Origin of the sequence: Vibrio navarrensis (assembly GCF_015767675.1) — a bacterium.
Taxonomy (GTDB): domain Bacteria; phylum Pseudomonadota; class Gammaproteobacteria; order Enterobacterales; family Vibrionaceae; genus Vibrio.
Genome location: NZ_CP065217.1, coordinates 3,019,805 through 3,036,248, shown reverse-complemented (window position 1 = coordinate 3,036,248; position 16,444 = coordinate 3,019,805). Strand labels below are relative to the sequence as shown.

General features: G+C 46.2%; 10 protein-coding genes and 2 rRNA genes. 7 read left to right on the top strand and 5 right to left on the bottom strand.

Annotated elements, in window-relative coordinates; all coding sequences use genetic code 11:
• The first annotated feature begins 102 nt into the window (after nucleotides 1–102).
• From I3X05_RS14310 to I3X05_RS14300, 3 genes are all read left to right on the top strand, one after another.
• On the top strand, nucleotides 103–486 hold the full coding sequence (locus tag I3X05_RS14310; protein ID WP_045569618.1) for a hypothetical protein: 384 nt from the start codon (nucleotides 103–105) through the stop codon (nucleotides 484–486).
• A 44-nt stretch (nucleotides 487–530) separates the two neighbouring features.
• Nucleotides 531–1,031, top strand: coding sequence for a hypothetical protein (locus tag I3X05_RS14305; RefSeq protein WP_045569617.1), 501 nt, complete (start codon nucleotides 531–533; stop codon nucleotides 1,029–1,031).
• Between the two features lie 101 nt (nucleotides 1,032–1,132).
• Nucleotides 1,133–1,564 carry a DUF2787 domain-containing protein gene (locus I3X05_RS14300; RefSeq protein ID WP_045569616.1) on the top strand — a complete coding sequence of 144 codons (432 nt, stop codon included), beginning with the start codon at nucleotides 1,133–1,135 and terminating at the stop codon, nucleotides 1,562–1,564.
• 584 nt (nucleotides 1,565–2,148) lie between these two features.
• On the opposite strand, the gene I3X05_RS14295 is transcribed toward I3X05_RS14300, so the two are convergent.
• From I3X05_RS14295 to I3X05_RS14275, 5 genes are all read right to left on the bottom strand, one after another.
• On the bottom strand, nucleotides 2,149–2,274 hold the full coding sequence (locus tag I3X05_RS14295) for a hypothetical protein (protein WP_255212448.1): 126 nt from the start codon (nucleotides 2,272–2,274) through the stop codon (nucleotides 2,149–2,151).
• A gap of 395 nt (nucleotides 2,275–2,669) precedes the next feature.
• Entirely contained in the window at nucleotides 2,670–3,485 is an 816-nt protein-coding gene (locus I3X05_RS14290; protein WP_242401990.1) for a helix-turn-helix transcriptional regulator, read from the bottom strand.
• A gap of 542 nt (nucleotides 3,486–4,027) precedes the next feature.
• Nucleotides 4,028–5,151 (bottom strand): IS3-like element ISVpa4 family transposase gene (locus tag I3X05_RS14285; RefSeq protein ID WP_337970625.1). Its coding sequence is split into 2 segments (ribosomal slippage): nucleotides 4,028–4,899 and nucleotides 4,899–5,151, totalling 1,125 coding nucleotides; the frame shifts between segments, so codons are not numbered across the junction.
• Between the two features lie 354 nt (nucleotides 5,152–5,505).
• Nucleotides 5,506–8,226 carry an aconitate hydratase AcnA gene (gene acnA, locus I3X05_RS14280; RefSeq protein WP_193188349.1) on the bottom strand — a complete coding sequence of 907 codons (2,721 nt, stop codon included), beginning with the start codon at nucleotides 8,224–8,226 and terminating at the stop codon, nucleotides 5,506–5,508.
• 241 nt (nucleotides 8,227–8,467) lie between these two features.
• A complete protein-coding gene (locus tag I3X05_RS14275) occupies nucleotides 8,468–8,659 on the bottom strand; it encodes a cold shock domain-containing protein (protein WP_045568804.1) in 192 nt (63 codons plus the stop codon).
• A 474-nt stretch (nucleotides 8,660–9,133) separates the two neighbouring features.
• Here I3X05_RS14275 and I3X05_RS14270 point away from each other — a divergent pair, with 474 nt between their 5' ends.
• From I3X05_RS14270 to I3X05_RS14255, 4 genes are all read left to right on the top strand, one after another.
• On the top strand, nucleotides 9,134–9,550 hold the full coding sequence (locus I3X05_RS14270; protein WP_052702488.1) for a GFA family protein: 417 nt from the start codon (nucleotides 9,134–9,136) through the stop codon (nucleotides 9,548–9,550).
• A 256-nt stretch (nucleotides 9,551–9,806) separates the two neighbouring features.
• Complete coding sequence (locus I3X05_RS14265; protein ID WP_045568805.1) at nucleotides 9,807–11,060, top strand: HD-GYP domain-containing protein; 1,254 nt, start codon at nucleotides 9,807–9,809, stop codon at nucleotides 11,058–11,060.
• Between the two features lie 499 nt (nucleotides 11,061–11,559).
• Nucleotides 11,560–13,117: ribosomal RNA gene (locus I3X05_RS14260) — 16S ribosomal RNA — on the top strand.
• 350 nt (nucleotides 13,118–13,467) lie between these two features.
• Nucleotides 13,468–16,357: ribosomal RNA gene (locus I3X05_RS14255) — 23S ribosomal RNA — on the top strand.
• Together the 16S and 23S rRNA genes form the textbook arrangement of a ribosomal RNA operon.
• The last annotated feature ends 87 nt before the right edge of the window (nucleotides 16,358–16,444 follow it).

Here is a 16,444-nt window from a genome sequence, read left to right as displayed (position 1 = left end):
AGAAGTTAGGTTTAACCAGTTAATTTAGAAATGACATTAGAAAAGCCCCTGTTTAGCTCATCGCTAAACAGGGGCTTTTTCATTATTAAACGGAGATTAGAAATGAAAACAGTAAACAAGTTTGAAGACATTCAATCACTGCCAATGCCGGATGGTGTGAAAGCAAAACTGCTCGAACACCTGATAGAGCCATTCGGTGATGAAGAAAGCACAAAAACGTTTTGGGATGAGGTCGGTACGACCTTGTACTTGATTGAGGAGTCCGATACCGACGAAACCTTGAGTGAAGAATCTGAGGAAGACCAACACTTCCTTCGCTTTGTTACTAATTACCCAGAATGGGTGCTGTTATTAAACGATGAGGACTGTCCTTGGCTTATAGCGGTCGCCATAGTGACCATGCAAGGTGGTGGTGTTTACTGCTGCGCTCCAATGAACAGTCCAACGTTCCCTGTCGCCAAGTTAGCTGATCAAGCTGAATCTTAAAACCAAACTAAACCTGAACAATTCCATCTTAAAGGAGGTGTCCTATGGCACGTAAATCAAACCAACAACAAGAAACTGTTCAACCTGAAATCTTAGAGGGCAATGAACAAGTAACAGTCGTGGAAGAGTTACCAGTTGACCATTTCACTTATATCGTGCGTGAGGGCAAAGCTAAAAAGCTATCACCGAAAACAGAGAACCATGTGTTCTATGAAATCGCCATTCACGGTGAAGAAAACGAGCTCTATATCCGCATGTCGGGTAATGAAGGTGGAGGTCTGCACAGCAAGGAATGGATCCCGCTTAAAGATATCACTGCTGTGTTAGATGTGCAGGGTGATAAGCCGTTCAAGAGCTCTGTGATGAAGTGTGTCTTTTCCGGGCAGTCAGCGAACAACGCTGGTTTTATGGCAGCTTGTTGCAGGGGGCTTGGTCTTATCATCCAGTCGGATAAATCGGTGTTTCTCCACGTTCTAGCACCAGACTACGAGCAACGTCGTGATGAGTTGCTGTCTCTCGTGGACGCTGAAACCAAAGCGAAATAACCCCAAAACCACATTACCCCTTACCATCCAAGCCAACTCTGGCTTTCATACTGAGCACTTAGCAAGAGTGCTTCCCTGACAAACTAAAAAGAGAATTTATTATGAACTTAACTTTTGACGTTGAGCGATTACTGCTGCCTGTCAGTGTCGATCTTCAAGATACTTTAAACCGAGTGATCAGCGAATCAAGTAAATGGACACCCATGATCCAATCGGTAGTGATCAACTTCCGAGATTCATCTTACAGTTCGGAAAACGGCGGTTGGCACCCTGTTGAAATCAGGCTTGTTCGCCTCTACGACCAGTGGATTTTTGATTACATCACTGACTTTGCGTATTGCGGTGGTCCTTATCCCGAACTGGTGAAAGAGGTGGACTTTAACTTCTCATCTGGAACAGCCAGCTTTTCCTATGTTCCGGAGCTGCCGATAACAAGTAGTGAGGTAATGGAGTTCTACTCGATGTGGGAATCCAACCTTCTCAGCTACGTCGAAATGGGCGTGTTCGATGAAATAAAAGTCACTGTGGATTAGTCCATCGGCAACAAACCAAGTAGAAAGCACCATGTATGTACCATAAAATAGTCGACTCACTTCCTAGTGACACTAAGGCTTCCCATTGCTCCATGTTAATTATGGCGTGATGGGAAGCCTTTTTCATTGGGGCAAGTTTTAGCAACGTTTACCCAATCCGTTGCCTTCGGGATTCAGAGGGGATGAAGTTGCTGGATTACAATGAACGGTGGAAACACCAAGGAAGGGAGTCTTAATTTTAACGAGTTTGGTTGGTTTACACTGGTGTTTTGTTATTAAAAGCTCCCATTGCTATGTCGAAGCAATGGGAGCTAATGTTTAGGTTTTGCTATGGCGCGTAACGTATAGGGGTATTGAGAACGAGTTTCCATGAGATTTTCCATAGTCATCTGTTCTAATTACAGCGCCAAGAGCGCACCTTAATCTTATGTTTACAGGTCGGCGCGAAAACTTGGTCATTTTCAACGTTGCCATGCGCTGTAAGCGGTAATCCACGATTCCCACACATTGGCTCTAAAACCGTTGGTTTAAAAAAGGAACTTGTCACCGGGATCTATAGTGACAAGTTCAATTCATGGCTCTGTTTATCCAGTCATCATACCCAGTAGATAGCCAACGGCGGTGAAGCTTAACAAGTTGGCGATATCAACTAGGTAAAAATACGGACTGGACTGAGTGATTTGGAGCAGAGTTCGTGCATCAGACATCATGGTAATACCCCTTTAATAGCAACCTCCTAGCGGAGTTATTTATTAGTTAGTCTCAACCCGACCAAAAACTGCATCATTTTGAGTTTTCCCTTGCGCGGTATCGGTTTGAGGATTCGCCAAGTCAACTCTTTTCCTTATCGCACATAGGTAAGCTCAAAATCGGTACATAGTGGCAAATTCATAGGTAGGACGATTTGTAGCGGCGCAGTGAAACGACATTATGTCGGGGCTCTTTGTTGTCTTGGAGCTGTGCTTCTAGAGAGAACGCTAGGGCCTTATTTATTAACGTGGCAACGTGATGAAACGATACTCATGTACAGCAAATAAAGCATTTGGATCATCATGATCTAATTACTCCGCAAGCTGATCGGATTTGGTTGTTCGGAACGTGGCAGCTACTTGTAACGATCCAAAGTAGCGTGGAGATCGCGTATCAGTTCAAGCTTAAGGCTGACAGGGGAAAGCACCTCGACTTGAGGTATCCAAGACTTCAACAAAGGCAAGATATCGCTCAATCTTGATACTCGACTGCTAACCAACAAACTACCGTCACTCAGTTCTTTCAATAGCTGCTGGTGAGGGAGAATCGTTCCTTCAAGAAAGCGCGGGGCAACGTCCCTATCAACCTGTACAAGTACTTCAGCATTATCGGGAGTTAACCACTCCATGCCTTGTCTGTGTATCTCCTCGTGGACTTTTTGACTGGGTTTGTATTTATCTTCCCGTAGGTGAATCTGTGAAATATTCCTCAATCGGTACGAATGTAGCTGGTCACAGTAGGTTGCGGCGAGATACCAGATGCCCCTGTCATTGACCAGCCGATAACAGTGGACAGATTCAAACGGTTTTTCATTGTAGTTAAGGTCAATGACCACTTGAGCAGCGATGACTTCGGTCAGTTGCTTAAACAGTGCATTGAATTTGTCAGTTCGTTCAGAGCGTGGGTTCTTAAACAGAACAGGTGCGTGACCATTGAGCTTGTAGTGTTTAGGCAATAGCTCGGACAAACCAATATCGTACAGCACTTTATTGATGTTTAAATTGCCCTGACTTCGAATGATCGGATCTAACCGATAACCCTCATTGGTGCGGATAATCGGAGCGTTGACGAGCCTTTCATTAAAATCACGTCTCAGGGTTTTCTCGCTTACCTGATAGTCCGCTACCAACTGCTCAGGGGGGAGCACTTCTCCCATAAACAATCTCGTCAATATGTCACCTAGCCTTAAAGCTAGCTTTTCACTCTTATCGCTCATGCTACTAGCGTACGGTTTCCGCCGGACAGGTTGAGGGCAAAACATTTTTAAATGTTTCAAACCGTCGCGCACTGAGATTTGGCATAGCTTTCATTGGATAAGGTAGGGCAATGACGATGACTATTTTCACACTCATTCTGCGGTCTTGGACACATCCTGTCCGAGCGCAGTGGGATACTACACAACGTAGATTTACTACAACGTCAATTAAAGGAAGCAAGCAATGCAAGTGACATTCATTAAGCCACTTATGGTATCAGGTTATTCATGCCGCTCTTTAGGTTGTCCCGGTTGGGTCAGTAAGGGCGGATCATGTGATACATGTGGCGCAATGGATTACAGCTAAGAAGGAGTATTCGTTATGGGCAACTGGACAGAAGACCAAGGTGACTATGATGATGGTACAGAAGACTCTGGCTTCAGTCAGGACTTCGACATGGAGAAGTGGACCCCAATGGTTGGACGCATAAGCTCATTTCTTAAGTGGTTGACCCAGCTCATGCTGCGTATCTTTGCCTACCGAAGTAGGCCTCATCAGGAGTGAGGTTATTGAGTCCTTGATGGTTACGCTCTTCATTATAAAACACCATGTAGTTGCCGATTTCAAGCTCGGCTTCACGGGGCGTGGTATAAGCCTTTAAGTAAACCTCCTCATATTTCAGGCTTCGCCATAATCGCTCAATGAAAACATTGTCAACCCAGCGGCCTTTCCCGTCCATGCTTATACGTATGTCATGTTCAATTAACTTCTGTGTGAACTCTGTGCTGGTAAACTGGCTGCCTTGATCTGAGTTAAAGATATCAGGTGGCCCATAATGCTTCAGCGCTTCCTCAAGCGCTTCGATACAAAAACTCGTGTCCATGGTGTTGGATAGTCGCCAAGCCAGCACTTTGCGGCTATACCAGTCGATAATAGCAACGAGGTACAGGAACCCCTTCGCCATTGGGATGTACGTGATATCAATCGCCCAAGCTTGGTTTGGGTAAGTGACTTCGATATCACGCAACAGGTAGGGATACACCTTGTGTGCTTTGTTCGCCAGCGTCGTTTTGGGCTTGGGGTAAATCGCCCCAATCCCCATATCGCGCATGAGTCGAACAACACGCTTACGATTAACGCTATGACCCTTCTTAGCCAGCTCAGTTCGAATGCGCCGACTGCCCATAAACGGATACTGAAGATGAATTTCGTCAATCATACGGCGCAACGCAATCTCCTCAGCAGAGAGTCCTATGGGTTGATAGTAAGCGGTAGAGCGAGCAATATTGAGCAGCTCACACTGGCGCTTTATCGGCAATGGGGTGGATTTAACCAGCGAACTCTTTCGCTGGGCTCGGTCTAACGACCGAGCACTTTGGCCAAAAAATCATTTTCCATGGTCAATTGACCGATCTTGGCGTGAAGTTTGTCCACTTCTTCGGAATTCTCTTTTCCTGTGTGATTTTCGGTGGCAAAAATCATGGCTGCGTTTTCAAGCAGCTCCTTTTTCCATGTCGAGATTTGGTTAGCGTGCAGGTTGTATTTCTGAGCTAACTCAGCGACGGTTTTATCGCCTTTAGCGGCATCGAGTGCCACCTTAGCTTTAAACTCAGGAGAGTGGTTTCTACGTTTTCTAGTCATAATCTGTCCCTGTATTGTTGGGTACTATCAAAACAGATCGACCACTTAAAGTCATGTCCGAAAATCGGGGGCCACTTCTTCCATCCAGTGGTGTCTGAAAGTGTTACAGTTCATGTTGGATTAACGGGAACCTAAGCTCTCCATCATGCCATGGTAGGAAATGGCGTGTGAGTGCCCGTAGCGGAGCATGGATCGTATTCAGGCAAACATGGCGAAACGGTTGGCTGCGCTGCGGGTCGGCAATTGCATTAAGTAGACCGAAATGAACCTGTTTTAAATAGATCTCGAATCACAAAGTCCTCTTGTACGTTTTCTTAAACTTAGATAATCCGACGCTAAAGGCGCAGAGCACTATTAGGCTATCGGCATATTCATTTCTAACTGTTTGAGGACATACTTGAGAATGCCTCCCGAGTTGAAATATTCTAGCTCCTTTGGATTATCGATGCGTGCAATAACGGGAATGATATGCTCTGAACCTCGGTCGGTTACGACGATAATGTTTAGCTCTAGTAAGGGCTTAAGAGATTCATTTGGCGCGATAAAAACCGTCTCATTACCTTCTAGGACGAGTGCATCGAATTCACCTTGTCTCGTTAGTTGCAGTGGCAATACGCCCATACCGACCAGATTACTGCGATGAATCCGTTCAAAGGATTCCGCGATGACCGCTTTTACATTCAATAACAAACATCCTTTTGCAGCCCAATCCCGGCTAGAACCTGAACCATAGTCTTTGCCAGCAAATATTACCAACGGGACGTGAAGCTCGATTGACCTTCTGCTCGCGTCGAAAATAGGTATGACTGGAGGAGCATTTTCAGTCGTCGACATGTTACAGTTATCCAGTTTGGTATCGCCGTAATATCGCGTGACACCGCCTCTGGTCGGGAAGGCGATTTTGTTTTCCAAACGTATATTGGAAAAAGTCCCACGAACCATGACGTGATGATTTCCTCGGCGTGCTCCGTAACTATTGAACTCTTCTGGGCGAATGTTTTTTGAAAGCAAATAATGACCCGCCGGACTATGTTCTGAAATGCGCCCCGCGGGTGAAATATGGTCGGTTGTAATTGAATCCCCTAAAATGGCTAGTATACGCGCTGATTCAACAGGAAAAGTCGGCGGTGGTATTTCCAAAAACGGAGGGCGTTGTATGTACGTGGAGTATTCGTCCCATGGGTAGCAGGGACTGTCTTTCATCGACAATTGTTCCCAGTTTTCATCACCTTTACTAATGTTGTCGTAGCTCAATCGAAAGTGGCTCTTATCTACTTGATTCAGCATTTCATTCAGCATGGTTTGGCTTGGCCAAAGATCTCTTAAATAGACAGGTTCATTGTTATCATTGATAGCAATCGGGTCGTTTTCTAAGTCAATACAGGTCGTGCCCGCTAACGCGAACGCGACGACTAATGGCGGCGAGGCAAGCCAGTTTAGGTTAACAGAGGGGTGTATTCTGCCTTCAAAGTTTCGATTACCTGATAGTACTGCCGATACGTTCAGGCTTCTCTCCAAGATCTCGGTTTCAAGATTCTTTTTCAGTGGGCCAGAGTTACCAATGCATGTTGTGCAGCCGTATCCAACTCGGTTAAATCCCAATAGGTCGAGGTAATGTTGCAGGCCCGTATCATTAAGATATCGAGCGACAGCTAATGAGCCGGGTGCGAGAGAAGTCTTGACGTAGCTAGGAACGGACAACCCTTTTTTTACTGCTGCCATAGCAACCAGCCCCGCCGTCAGCATAACAGCAGGGTTCGATGTGTTAGTGCATGAGGTGATGGCTGCAATGACAACATCACCATGCTTTAAGTGTCTAGATGAGCCTGACGGGTCTGAGTTTGAGGCACCTTCTATAGAACATTGATCAAGAGTCGCTTGTTTAATTGCACTGATGTTGAGTCTATCTTGAGGTCGTTTGGGGCCTGCTATTGAAGTGACAATTGCAGATAAATCCACTACAACATCTTCATCATACTCAGGTGAGAAGCTGTTTGTATCCCACCATAGCTCTTGCTCTTGAGCGTAAGCACGCACTCGCTCGATCAGTGATGAGGGGCGGTTTGTCAGCGTTAAATAGGCAATTGTGTTTTTGTCAATCGGGAAAAAACCACATGTAGCGCCATACTCTGGAGCCATATTGGCAAGCGTAGCACGGTCTGCCACAGATAAGTGCGCTAAGCCACAACCATAGTACTCAACGAATTTACCAACCACTCCGTGGGACCTTAACTTTTCTGTAATCGTTAAAACCAGATCAGTTGCAGTAACCCCTGGACGCAATTGTCCGTCAAGACGCACGCCGACAACACGTGGAACAGCGATATTGATCGGCTGACCTAACATTACGGCTTCAGCTTCAATGCCGCCGACTCCCCAACCAAGCACGCCTAACCCATTTACCATAGTCGTGTGGCTGTCGGTTCCTATAACAGTATCTGGTGTTAACACTCCATTTTCGTCTACACGAACAACGTGTGATAGATATTCCAGATTCACTTGATGGCATATGCCCTTACCAGGCGGTATCACGGTCAAGTTACGGAAATTTTTTTGTGCCCATTTTAGGAAGGTATAGCGCTCTCTATTTCGTGTCATTTCATGTTCACGATTCGTATTTATTGAGGACTCTGAACCTGACTGATCAACAATCAACGAGTGGTCTATGACAAGATCTACCGGACACTGGGGCGTGACATGGCTCGGATCCCCGCCAGCTTGTACAACCGCATCTCTGATAACGGCCAGATCGACCAAAGCAGGTATCCCGGTATAATCCTGCATCAGTACTCTGCTAGGATAGAAACTAAACTCTGATGAGTTACCGTTGTGCTCTGAATTGAGCGTCGTATTTTTAAAGAACAATGCTCCTATAATCCGAGATGATTCATTTAAATCAGAGGTTTGACGCATGACATTTTCAATAAGAAGACGTTTAGTAAACGGAATTTTGGACAGGATTACCTGATAATCTTGAGCAACTTTTTTTAATGACCAGTATATATATTCAATGCCTTTTATATTCAGTGATTTTCGATATTTTTGGCGCCATGTATTTTCGTTGGTAGGTATCATGATCTATTTCCTTTCAATGATGTCTTATCCTTATAAAATGAGCGTTCTGGCATATAGATATTTTCTGGTATACTTTTGTTTTCCATCCAAATCGTTTTAATCAACTGCAAATCTATAACCTAAAGGGAGTAGATTTGGAGTTCCAAACGAAGGACGAAGTTAGACTGGACTTTTGCAATCAAATAATAGCTGGACTAAAAAGTGAAGGTAAAGCTTTTGATTAGTATGCCTCCAAGCGTATCTAGATGAGAGGGACATTTGGTGCTTTTGGACCTTCCTCAACGGGCCCAACTTCAAAGCTGACTTTTTGTCCTGCCAATACAGTCTTAAACCCATTAGAGCAAACTGAAAGGAAATGAGCAAAAGTATCTATTCCATCAATATATTTGGTGATAAATCCAAAGCCTCTATTCTCATTAAGCCATTTAATCATTTAACTGTTCCAGTTTCTCTGTCAGATATATATACCTCGGCTTATTCCATAGGTTACGCTCTGATAACTAGAGTTATTTCATAGTCACTCAAGAGATCTGTCGCAGAAGTTAAACGATAAGTTCAAAAATTACTGTTAAAGGAAACTTGTTTTATAATGGGAAATAACTCAAATTTGCGGAGCTACGTTAAGTATAGGCCTTAAATTGAAAATAGTCAGTTTAGTCCTCGGTCATATTTTAATTTGGTGCAACGAGCAGGTATTTGCCCTCTTTCTAATAATTCGCGATTTGCTAGTTTAGCTAGTGCTACAACTCACTTTTGTCCGTGTGACCTAAAGTCGTATGAAGCGTCTCTCCTCATTCCCGTTACCACGCAAACAAGTCGAGCATCTATTTACTCTCCTTTCTATACCATGAAAGACTGACGCAAAGCTTTTTGATAGGATACCTGGCGATAGAAGGAAAATGCCTCTGTGGTGCGGTCAGTTTTAAAAATAGAGGAGCCATTACCCAACTTGTATCAGTGTCACTGCTCTAAATGTCGCAAGCTGTCAGGCTCTTCATCTGATACTGCGAACTTTTTAGATAGAGATCAGTTTAAATGGCTTAGTGGTCTTGATGTGATCCAGTCATATCGAATGGAGTCTGGCTATCGTTCGGATTTTTGCCAAAAATGCGGCAGTAGCGTTCCGTATTTGATGGACAACCAAAAACAGTATTGGGTACCCGCTGGATTGCTTGATGAAGCTGGTGATGAGAGAGTCGTAGCCCAGTTGTATGTTTCCAACAAAGCAATGTGGGACGAGATCGGCGGACAAGGAACACAGTTTGCAGCAATACCGTCGATGAAGGAGTTAAATCAGTTATTGCAAATCAAGAGAAATTCATAGAAAGCACACTTGAGTTATCTGCAACTTAGCCTGTTGTCAGCTATCTTGTACTTAAGAAGAAAGTAGTACTCGCCTGTCTGTTTACTACATATGAGATGAGTTGACAACTTTCTAAGTATTGAAAGTGGTGCTCATGATGTTGTCGGCGCCTTTTTATTAGCTTTACCAATATGAGTGTGAAGTGTTATTGATGAATTAACTCGCAATCTCCAGTAATATTCACAACTTACGTAGCAATTTTAGGTCAGAACGAGAAGTGTCAACGATTAAAATTACTGTAGATCGTATTCAGCCTGGATTACATATACGTCTGCCATTGAAGTGGAACGAACACCCCTTCCTGTTTAATAGTTTCAAAATTAAAGATCAGGAACAGGTCGACATGATTCGCCACCTCGGCGTGAAGTACGTCTATCTGAATGTGAGTCAGAGTGATACACAGCCTCTTCCTGCCAATCAAACCGCAAGTCACGATGAAAGCCAGTCAGATAAACTGGATGTCGAAACCAAAAAATTATGGAGTGAAAAGCAAAAGCGCATTGAAAAACTCAGTTCATATCGACGCCGTGTGATTCAATGTGAGAAAGAGTTCGAGCGTTCATTGGCAAGAATGCGCTCCGTCATGACGAAGATACGTAATCGGCCGATGGATGCGGTTGATGAAGCAAAACAGCTCATTGACGATATTGTTGAAAAACTTATGAGTGATGACAATGTCACTTTGCATTTGATGAGTGGGAAGAGTGAATTTGAAGACATCTATTTTCATTCACTTAACGTATCTGTGATCGCTATGATGATAGGCCGAGCGAAAGGCTTTGATGCTGAGCGTTTGAAAGAGCTCTCTTTTGCCGCTCTTTTTCACGATATTGGCAAAATTAAAGTGCCCTCAGCGATCATCCGTAAGCAGACACCTCTGACCGAGCCCGAGTTTAACTATCTCAAGTTGCATACTAAATACGGTGTTGATTTGGCGAGTACCATCGGCGACTTCCCTGAAAGTGCCAAGTTAGTGATAGCACAGCATCATGAGATGAACGATGGCTCGGGTTATCCTGAAGGACTAAAAGGTGCAGACATTGATGAACTCACTCAAGTGATTGCCGTTGCCAATGCTTTTGATAACTTGTGCCACCATAACGTGCAGGCGGAGCAAAAGATACCTTATACAGCGCTTTCCTTCTTATATAAGAACTGTAAGCATCTTTATAATGTTGAGAATCTTAGCATTTTGATCAAATTCATGGGGGTATTCCCTCCGGGCACGGTTGTTCAGCTTTCCAATAACATGGTTGGTTTAGTTATTTCGGTGAACGCATCTCATCTCCTTTACCCAAATGTACTGGTCTATGATCCTACTGTGCCTCGAACGCAGGCTCCGATCATCGATCTTGCCGATAAAGACATTAAGATTATCAGTGCTATTCACCCCAGCAAATTACCTGAAAAAGTGAAAGAGTACCTGAATCCTAGATCGCGGATCTCTTACTTCTTTGATAGTGATGACTAGTTATCCACAAGGTTTTGTGAATATCCTCTGTGCAAGCTGAATATAAATTAAGAGAAAATGGGCGTTTGAGTGAATAATGTTCGCTTAAGCGTTTTTTTATCAAAAAACGCGATTTTTCACTTGCCAAGAAAAAAGCGTTCCCTATAATGCGCATCCACTGACACGGCAGACGCCACAAGGCTTCAGCAGTACAGTAAGAGGGTAAATCTTCTAAAGAAAGAAATTTGAAAAAGTGTTTGACTCTTCAAATTAACTCGCTAGAATTCACCTCCGCTTCGAGAGAAAAGCTTCTCAAAAAGCAAGCTCTTTAACAATATAAACCTATCAATCTGTGTGGGCACTCGTTGATGATAATCCAAAAGATTTATCAATGAACTGAGTGACCAATTTGATACTTCGGTATCGAGCACAGTCAATTCAAGTTTTCTAGGAACTAGCTTCTAGGGACTAGAAACTTATCAGTATTCATTGAGCCGAAGCGTAAGCTTCAAAAAACTTTTAATTGAAGAGTTTGATCATGGCTCAGATTGAACGCTGGCGGCAGGCCTAACACATGCAAGTCGAGCGGCAGCACAGAGGAACTTGTTCCTTGGGTGGCGAGCGGCGGACGGGTGAGTAATGCCTGGGAAATTGCCCTGATGTGGGGGATAACCATTGGAAACGATGGCTAATACCGCATGATGCCCTTGTTTATAATGAACAGGGGCCAAAGAGGGGGACCTTCGGGCCTCTCGCGTCAGGATATGCCCAGGTGGGATTAGCTAGTTGGTGAGGTAAGGGCTCACCAAGGCGACGATCCCTAGCTGGTCTGAGAGGATGATCAGCCACACTGGAACTGAGACACGGTCCAGACTCCTACGGGAGGCAGCAGTGGGGAATATTGCACAATGGGCGCAAGCCTGATGCAGCCATGCCGCGTGTGTGAAGAAGGCCTTCGGGTTGTAAAGCACTTTCAGTAGGGAGGAAGGTGGTAGTGTTAATAGCACTGTCATTTGACGTTACCTACAGAAGAAGCACCGGCTAACTCCGTGCCAGCAGCCGCGGTAATACGGAGGGTGCGAGCGTTAATCGGAATTACTGGGCGTAAAGCGCATGCAGGTGGTTTGTTAAGTCAGATGTGAAAGCCCCGGGCTCAACCTGGGAATTGCATTTGAAACTGGCAAACTAGAGTACTGTAGAGGGGGGTAGAATTTCAGGTGTAGCGGTGAAATGCGTAGAGATCTGAAGGAATACCGGTGGCGAAGGCGGCCCCCTGGACAGATACTGACACTCAGATGCGAAAGCGTGGGGAGCAAACAGGATTAGATACCCTGGTAGTCCACGCCGTAAACGATGTCTACTTGGAGGTTGTGGCCTTGAGCCGTGGCTTTCGGAGCTAACGCGTTAAGTAGACCGCCTGGGGAGTACGGTCGCAAGATTAAAACTCAAATGAATTGACGGGGGCCCGCACAAGCGGTGGAGCATGTGGTTTAATTCGATGCAACGCGAAGAACCTTACCTACTCTTGACATCTACAGAATCCTGCGGAGACGCGGGAGTGCCTTCGGGAACTGTAAGACAGGTGCTGCATGGCTGTCGTCAGCTCGTGTTGTGAAATGTTGGGTTAAGTCCCGCAACGAGCGCAACCCTTATCCTTGTTTGCCAGCACGTAATGGTGGGAACTCCAGGGAGACTGCCGGTGATAAACCGGAGGAAGGTGGGGACGACGTCAAGTCATCATGGCCCTTACGAGTAGGGCTACACACGTGCTACAATGGCGCATACAGAGGGCGGCCAACTTGCGAAAGTGAGCGAATCCCAAAAAGTGCGTCGTAGTCCGGATTGGAGTCTGCAACTCGACTCCATGAAGTCGGAATCGCTAGTAATCGTGGATCAGAATGCCACGGTGAATACGTTCCCGGGCCTTGTACACACCGCCCGTCACACCATGGGAGTGGGCTGCAAAAGAAGTGGGTAGTTTAACCTTCGGGAGGACGCTCACCACTTTGTGGTTCATGACTGGGGTGAAGTCGTAACAAGGTAGCGCTAGGGGAACCTGGCGCTGGATCACCTCCTTATACGATACGGATAGTTTGCTTCTGCTTTTTTTAAAGCGGAAACAAATAAGTCGCGATGAGTGTTCACACAGATTGATGGTTTTGAAGCGCAAGCTTCGAGCTGTTATTGCTCTTTAACAATTTGGAAAGCTGACAAAACAAACCTTGTCTTTAATCGATAAGCGTTTGTTTGTAAAGTTCTCAATGTTTGTCTTTAAGACAAACACCAACAAACACATTCAAGTGTTCTTGGGAATGTCACTGTATAGTGACGATTCAAAATTGAGTCCGGCAAATCAATGCTATCTCGCTCATTCAAATAATGAGATAGCGAACCTTGGTTGTTTAACAAAGACCCTTTCGGGTTGTATGGTTAAGTGACTAAGCGTACACGGTGGATGCCTTGGCAGTCAGAGGCGATGAAGGACGTAGTAACTTGCGATAAGCGGTGATGAGGCAGTAACAGCCACTTGAGTCACCGATTTCCGAATGGGGAAACCCACTGGCATAAGCCAGTATCGCTGCATGAATACATAGTGCAGCGAAGCGAACCGGGAGAACTGAAACATCTAAGTACCCCGAGGAAAAGAAATCAACCGAGATTCCGAAAGTAGCGGCGAGCGAAATTGGATTAGCCCTTAAGCTTTACATGCGTTAGACGAATGGTCTGGAAAGGCCAACGATACCGGGTGATAGTCCCGTAGTCATAGGCGCATGTTCAGTGAAATCGAGTAGGGCGGGACACGTGTTATCCTGTCTGAATATGGGGGGACCATCCTCCAAGGCTAAATACTCCTGACTGACCGATAGTGAACCAGTACCGTGAGGGAAAGGCGAAAAGAACCCCTGTGAGGGGAGTGAAATAGAACCTGAAACCGTGTACGTACAAGCAGTAGGAGCACCTTCGTGGTGTGACTGCGTACCTTTTGTATAATGGGTCAGCGACTTAATGTTAGTAGCAAGGTTAACCGCATAGGGGAGCCGTAGGGAAACCGAGTCTTAACTGGGCGTATAGTTGCTAGCATTAGACCCGAAACCGAGTGATCTAGCCATGGGCAGGTTGAAGGTTGAGTAACATCAACTGGAGGACCGAACCGACTAATGTTGAAAAATTAGCGGATGACTTGTGGCTAGGGGTGAAAGGCCAATCAAACTCGGAGATAGCTGGTTCTCCCCGAAAGCTATTTAGGTAGCGCCTCGGACGAATACTACTGGGGGTAGAGCACTGTTAAGGCTAGGGGGTCATCCCGACTTACCAACCCTTTGCAAACTCCGAATACCAGTAAGTACTATCCGGGAGACACACGGCGGGTGCTAACGTCCGTCGTGGAGAGGGAAACAACCCAGACCGCCAGCTAAGGTCCCAAATTACAGCTAAGTGGGAAACGATGTGGGAAGGCTTAGACAGCTAGGATGTTGGCTTAGAAGCAGCCATCATTTAAAGAAAGCGTAATAGCTCACTAGTCGAGTCGGCCTGCGCGGAAGATGTAACGGGGCTAAGCTGTAAACCGAAGCTGCGGCAATGTGCTTTAGCACATTGGGTAGGGGAGCGTTCTGTAAGCCGTTGAAGGTGTGTTGTAAAGCATGCTGGAGGTATCAGAAGTGCGAATGCTGACATGAGTAACGACAAGGGGGGTGAAAAACCTCCCCGCCGGAAGACCAAGGGTTCCTGTCCAACGTTAATCGGGGCAGGGTAAGTCGACCCCTAAGGCGAGGCCGAAAGGCGTAGTCGATGGGAAACGGGTTAATATTCCCGTACTGCTTATAATTGCGATGGGGGGACGGAGAAGGCTAGGTGGGCCAGGCGACGGTTGTCCTGGTTCAAGTGCGTAGGCTGAGTGTTTAGGTAAATCCGGATACTCTTAAGGCTGAGACACGACGTCGAGCTGCTACGGCAGTGAAGTCATTGATGCCCTGCTTCCAGGAAAAGCCTCTAAGCTTCAGATTATAAGCAATCGTACCCCAAACCGACACAGGTGGTCGGGTAGAGAATACCAAGGCGCTTGAGAGAACTCGGGTGAAGGAACTAGGCAAAATGGTACCGTAACTTCGGGAGAAGGTACGCTCTTGATGGTGAAGTCCCTCGCGGATGGAGCTGACGAGAGTCGCAGATACCAGGTGGCTGCAACTGTTTATTAAAAACACAGCACTGTGCAAAATCGCAAGATGACGTATACGGTGTGACGCCTGCCCGGTGCCGGAAGGTTAATTGATGGGGTTAGACTTCGGTCGAAGCTCTTGATCGAAGCCCCGGTAAACGGCGGCCGTAACTATAACGGTCCTAAGGTAGCGAAATTCCTTGTCGGGTAAGTTCCGACCTGCACGAATGGCGTAATGATGGCCACGCTGTCTCCACCCGAGACTCAGTGAAATTGAAATCGCTGTGAAGATGCAGTGTACCCGCGGCTAGACGGAAAGACCCCGTGAACCTTTACTACAGCTTGGCACTGAACATTGACCCTACATGTGTAGGATAGGTGGGAGGCTTTGAAAACGTGACGCCAGTTGCGTTGGAGCCGTCCTTGAAATACCACCCTTGTATGTTTGATGTTCTAACGTTGGCCCCTCATCGGGGTCGCGGACAGTGCCTGGTGGGTAGTTTGACTGGGGCGGTCTCCTCCCAAAGAGTAACGGAGGAGCACGAAGGTGGGCTAATCACGGTTGGACATCGTGAGGTTAGTGCAATGGCATAAGCCCGCTTAACTGCGAGAATGACGGTTCGAGCAGGTGCGAAAGCAGGTCATAGTGATCCGGTGGTTCTGAATGGAAGGGCCATCGCTCAACGGATAAAAGGTACTCCGGGGATAACAGGCTGATACCGCCCAAGAGTTCATATCGACGGCGGTGTTTGGCACCTCGATGTCGGCTCATCACATCCTGGGGCTGAAGTCGGTCCCAAGGGTATGGCTGTTCGCCATTTAAAGTGGTACGCGAGCTGGGTTTAGAACGTCGTGAGACAGTTCGGTCCCTATCTGCCGTGGGCGTTGGAAGATTGAAGGGGGCTGCTCCTAGTACGAGAGGACCGGAGTGGACGAACCTCTGGTGTTCGGGTTGTGTCGCCAGACGCATTGCCCGGTAGCTAAGTTCGGAATCGATAACCGCTGAAAGCATCTAAGCGGGAAGCGAGCCCTGAGATGAGTCTTCCCTGATACTTTAAGTATCCTAAAGGGTTGTTCGAGACTAGAACGTTGATAGGCAGGGTGTGTAAGCGCTGTGAGGCGTTGAGCTAACCTGTACTAATTGCCCGTGAGGCTTAACCATACAACACCCAAAGGGTTTTGGTGGACTCAAAGCAAGAACGAAACTTGAGTGTGTTAAGAACTGAAAACAGCTTTCCGAATTATTCTC

Coding starts and splice junctions, on each gene's coding strand:
- I3X05_RS14310 (WP_045569618.1), top strand. CDS start 103: ATGAAAACAGTAAACAAGTTTGAAGACATTCAATCACTGCCAATGCCG.
- I3X05_RS14305 (WP_045569617.1), top strand. CDS start 531: ATGGCACGTAAATCAAACCAACAACAAGAAACTGTTCAACCTGAAATC.
- I3X05_RS14300 (WP_045569616.1), top strand. CDS start 1,133: ATGAACTTAACTTTTGACGTTGAGCGATTACTGCTGCCTGTCAGTGTC.
- I3X05_RS14295 (WP_255212448.1), bottom strand. CDS start 2,274: ATGATGTCTGATGCACGAACTCTGCTCCAAATCACTCAGTCCAGTCCG.
- acnA (WP_193188349.1), bottom strand. CDS start 8,226: ATGATACCTACCAACGAAAATACATGGCGCCAAAAATATCGAAAATCA.
- I3X05_RS14275 (WP_045568804.1), bottom strand. CDS start 8,659: ATGATTAAATGGCTTAATGAGAATAGAGGCTTTGGATTTATCACCAAA.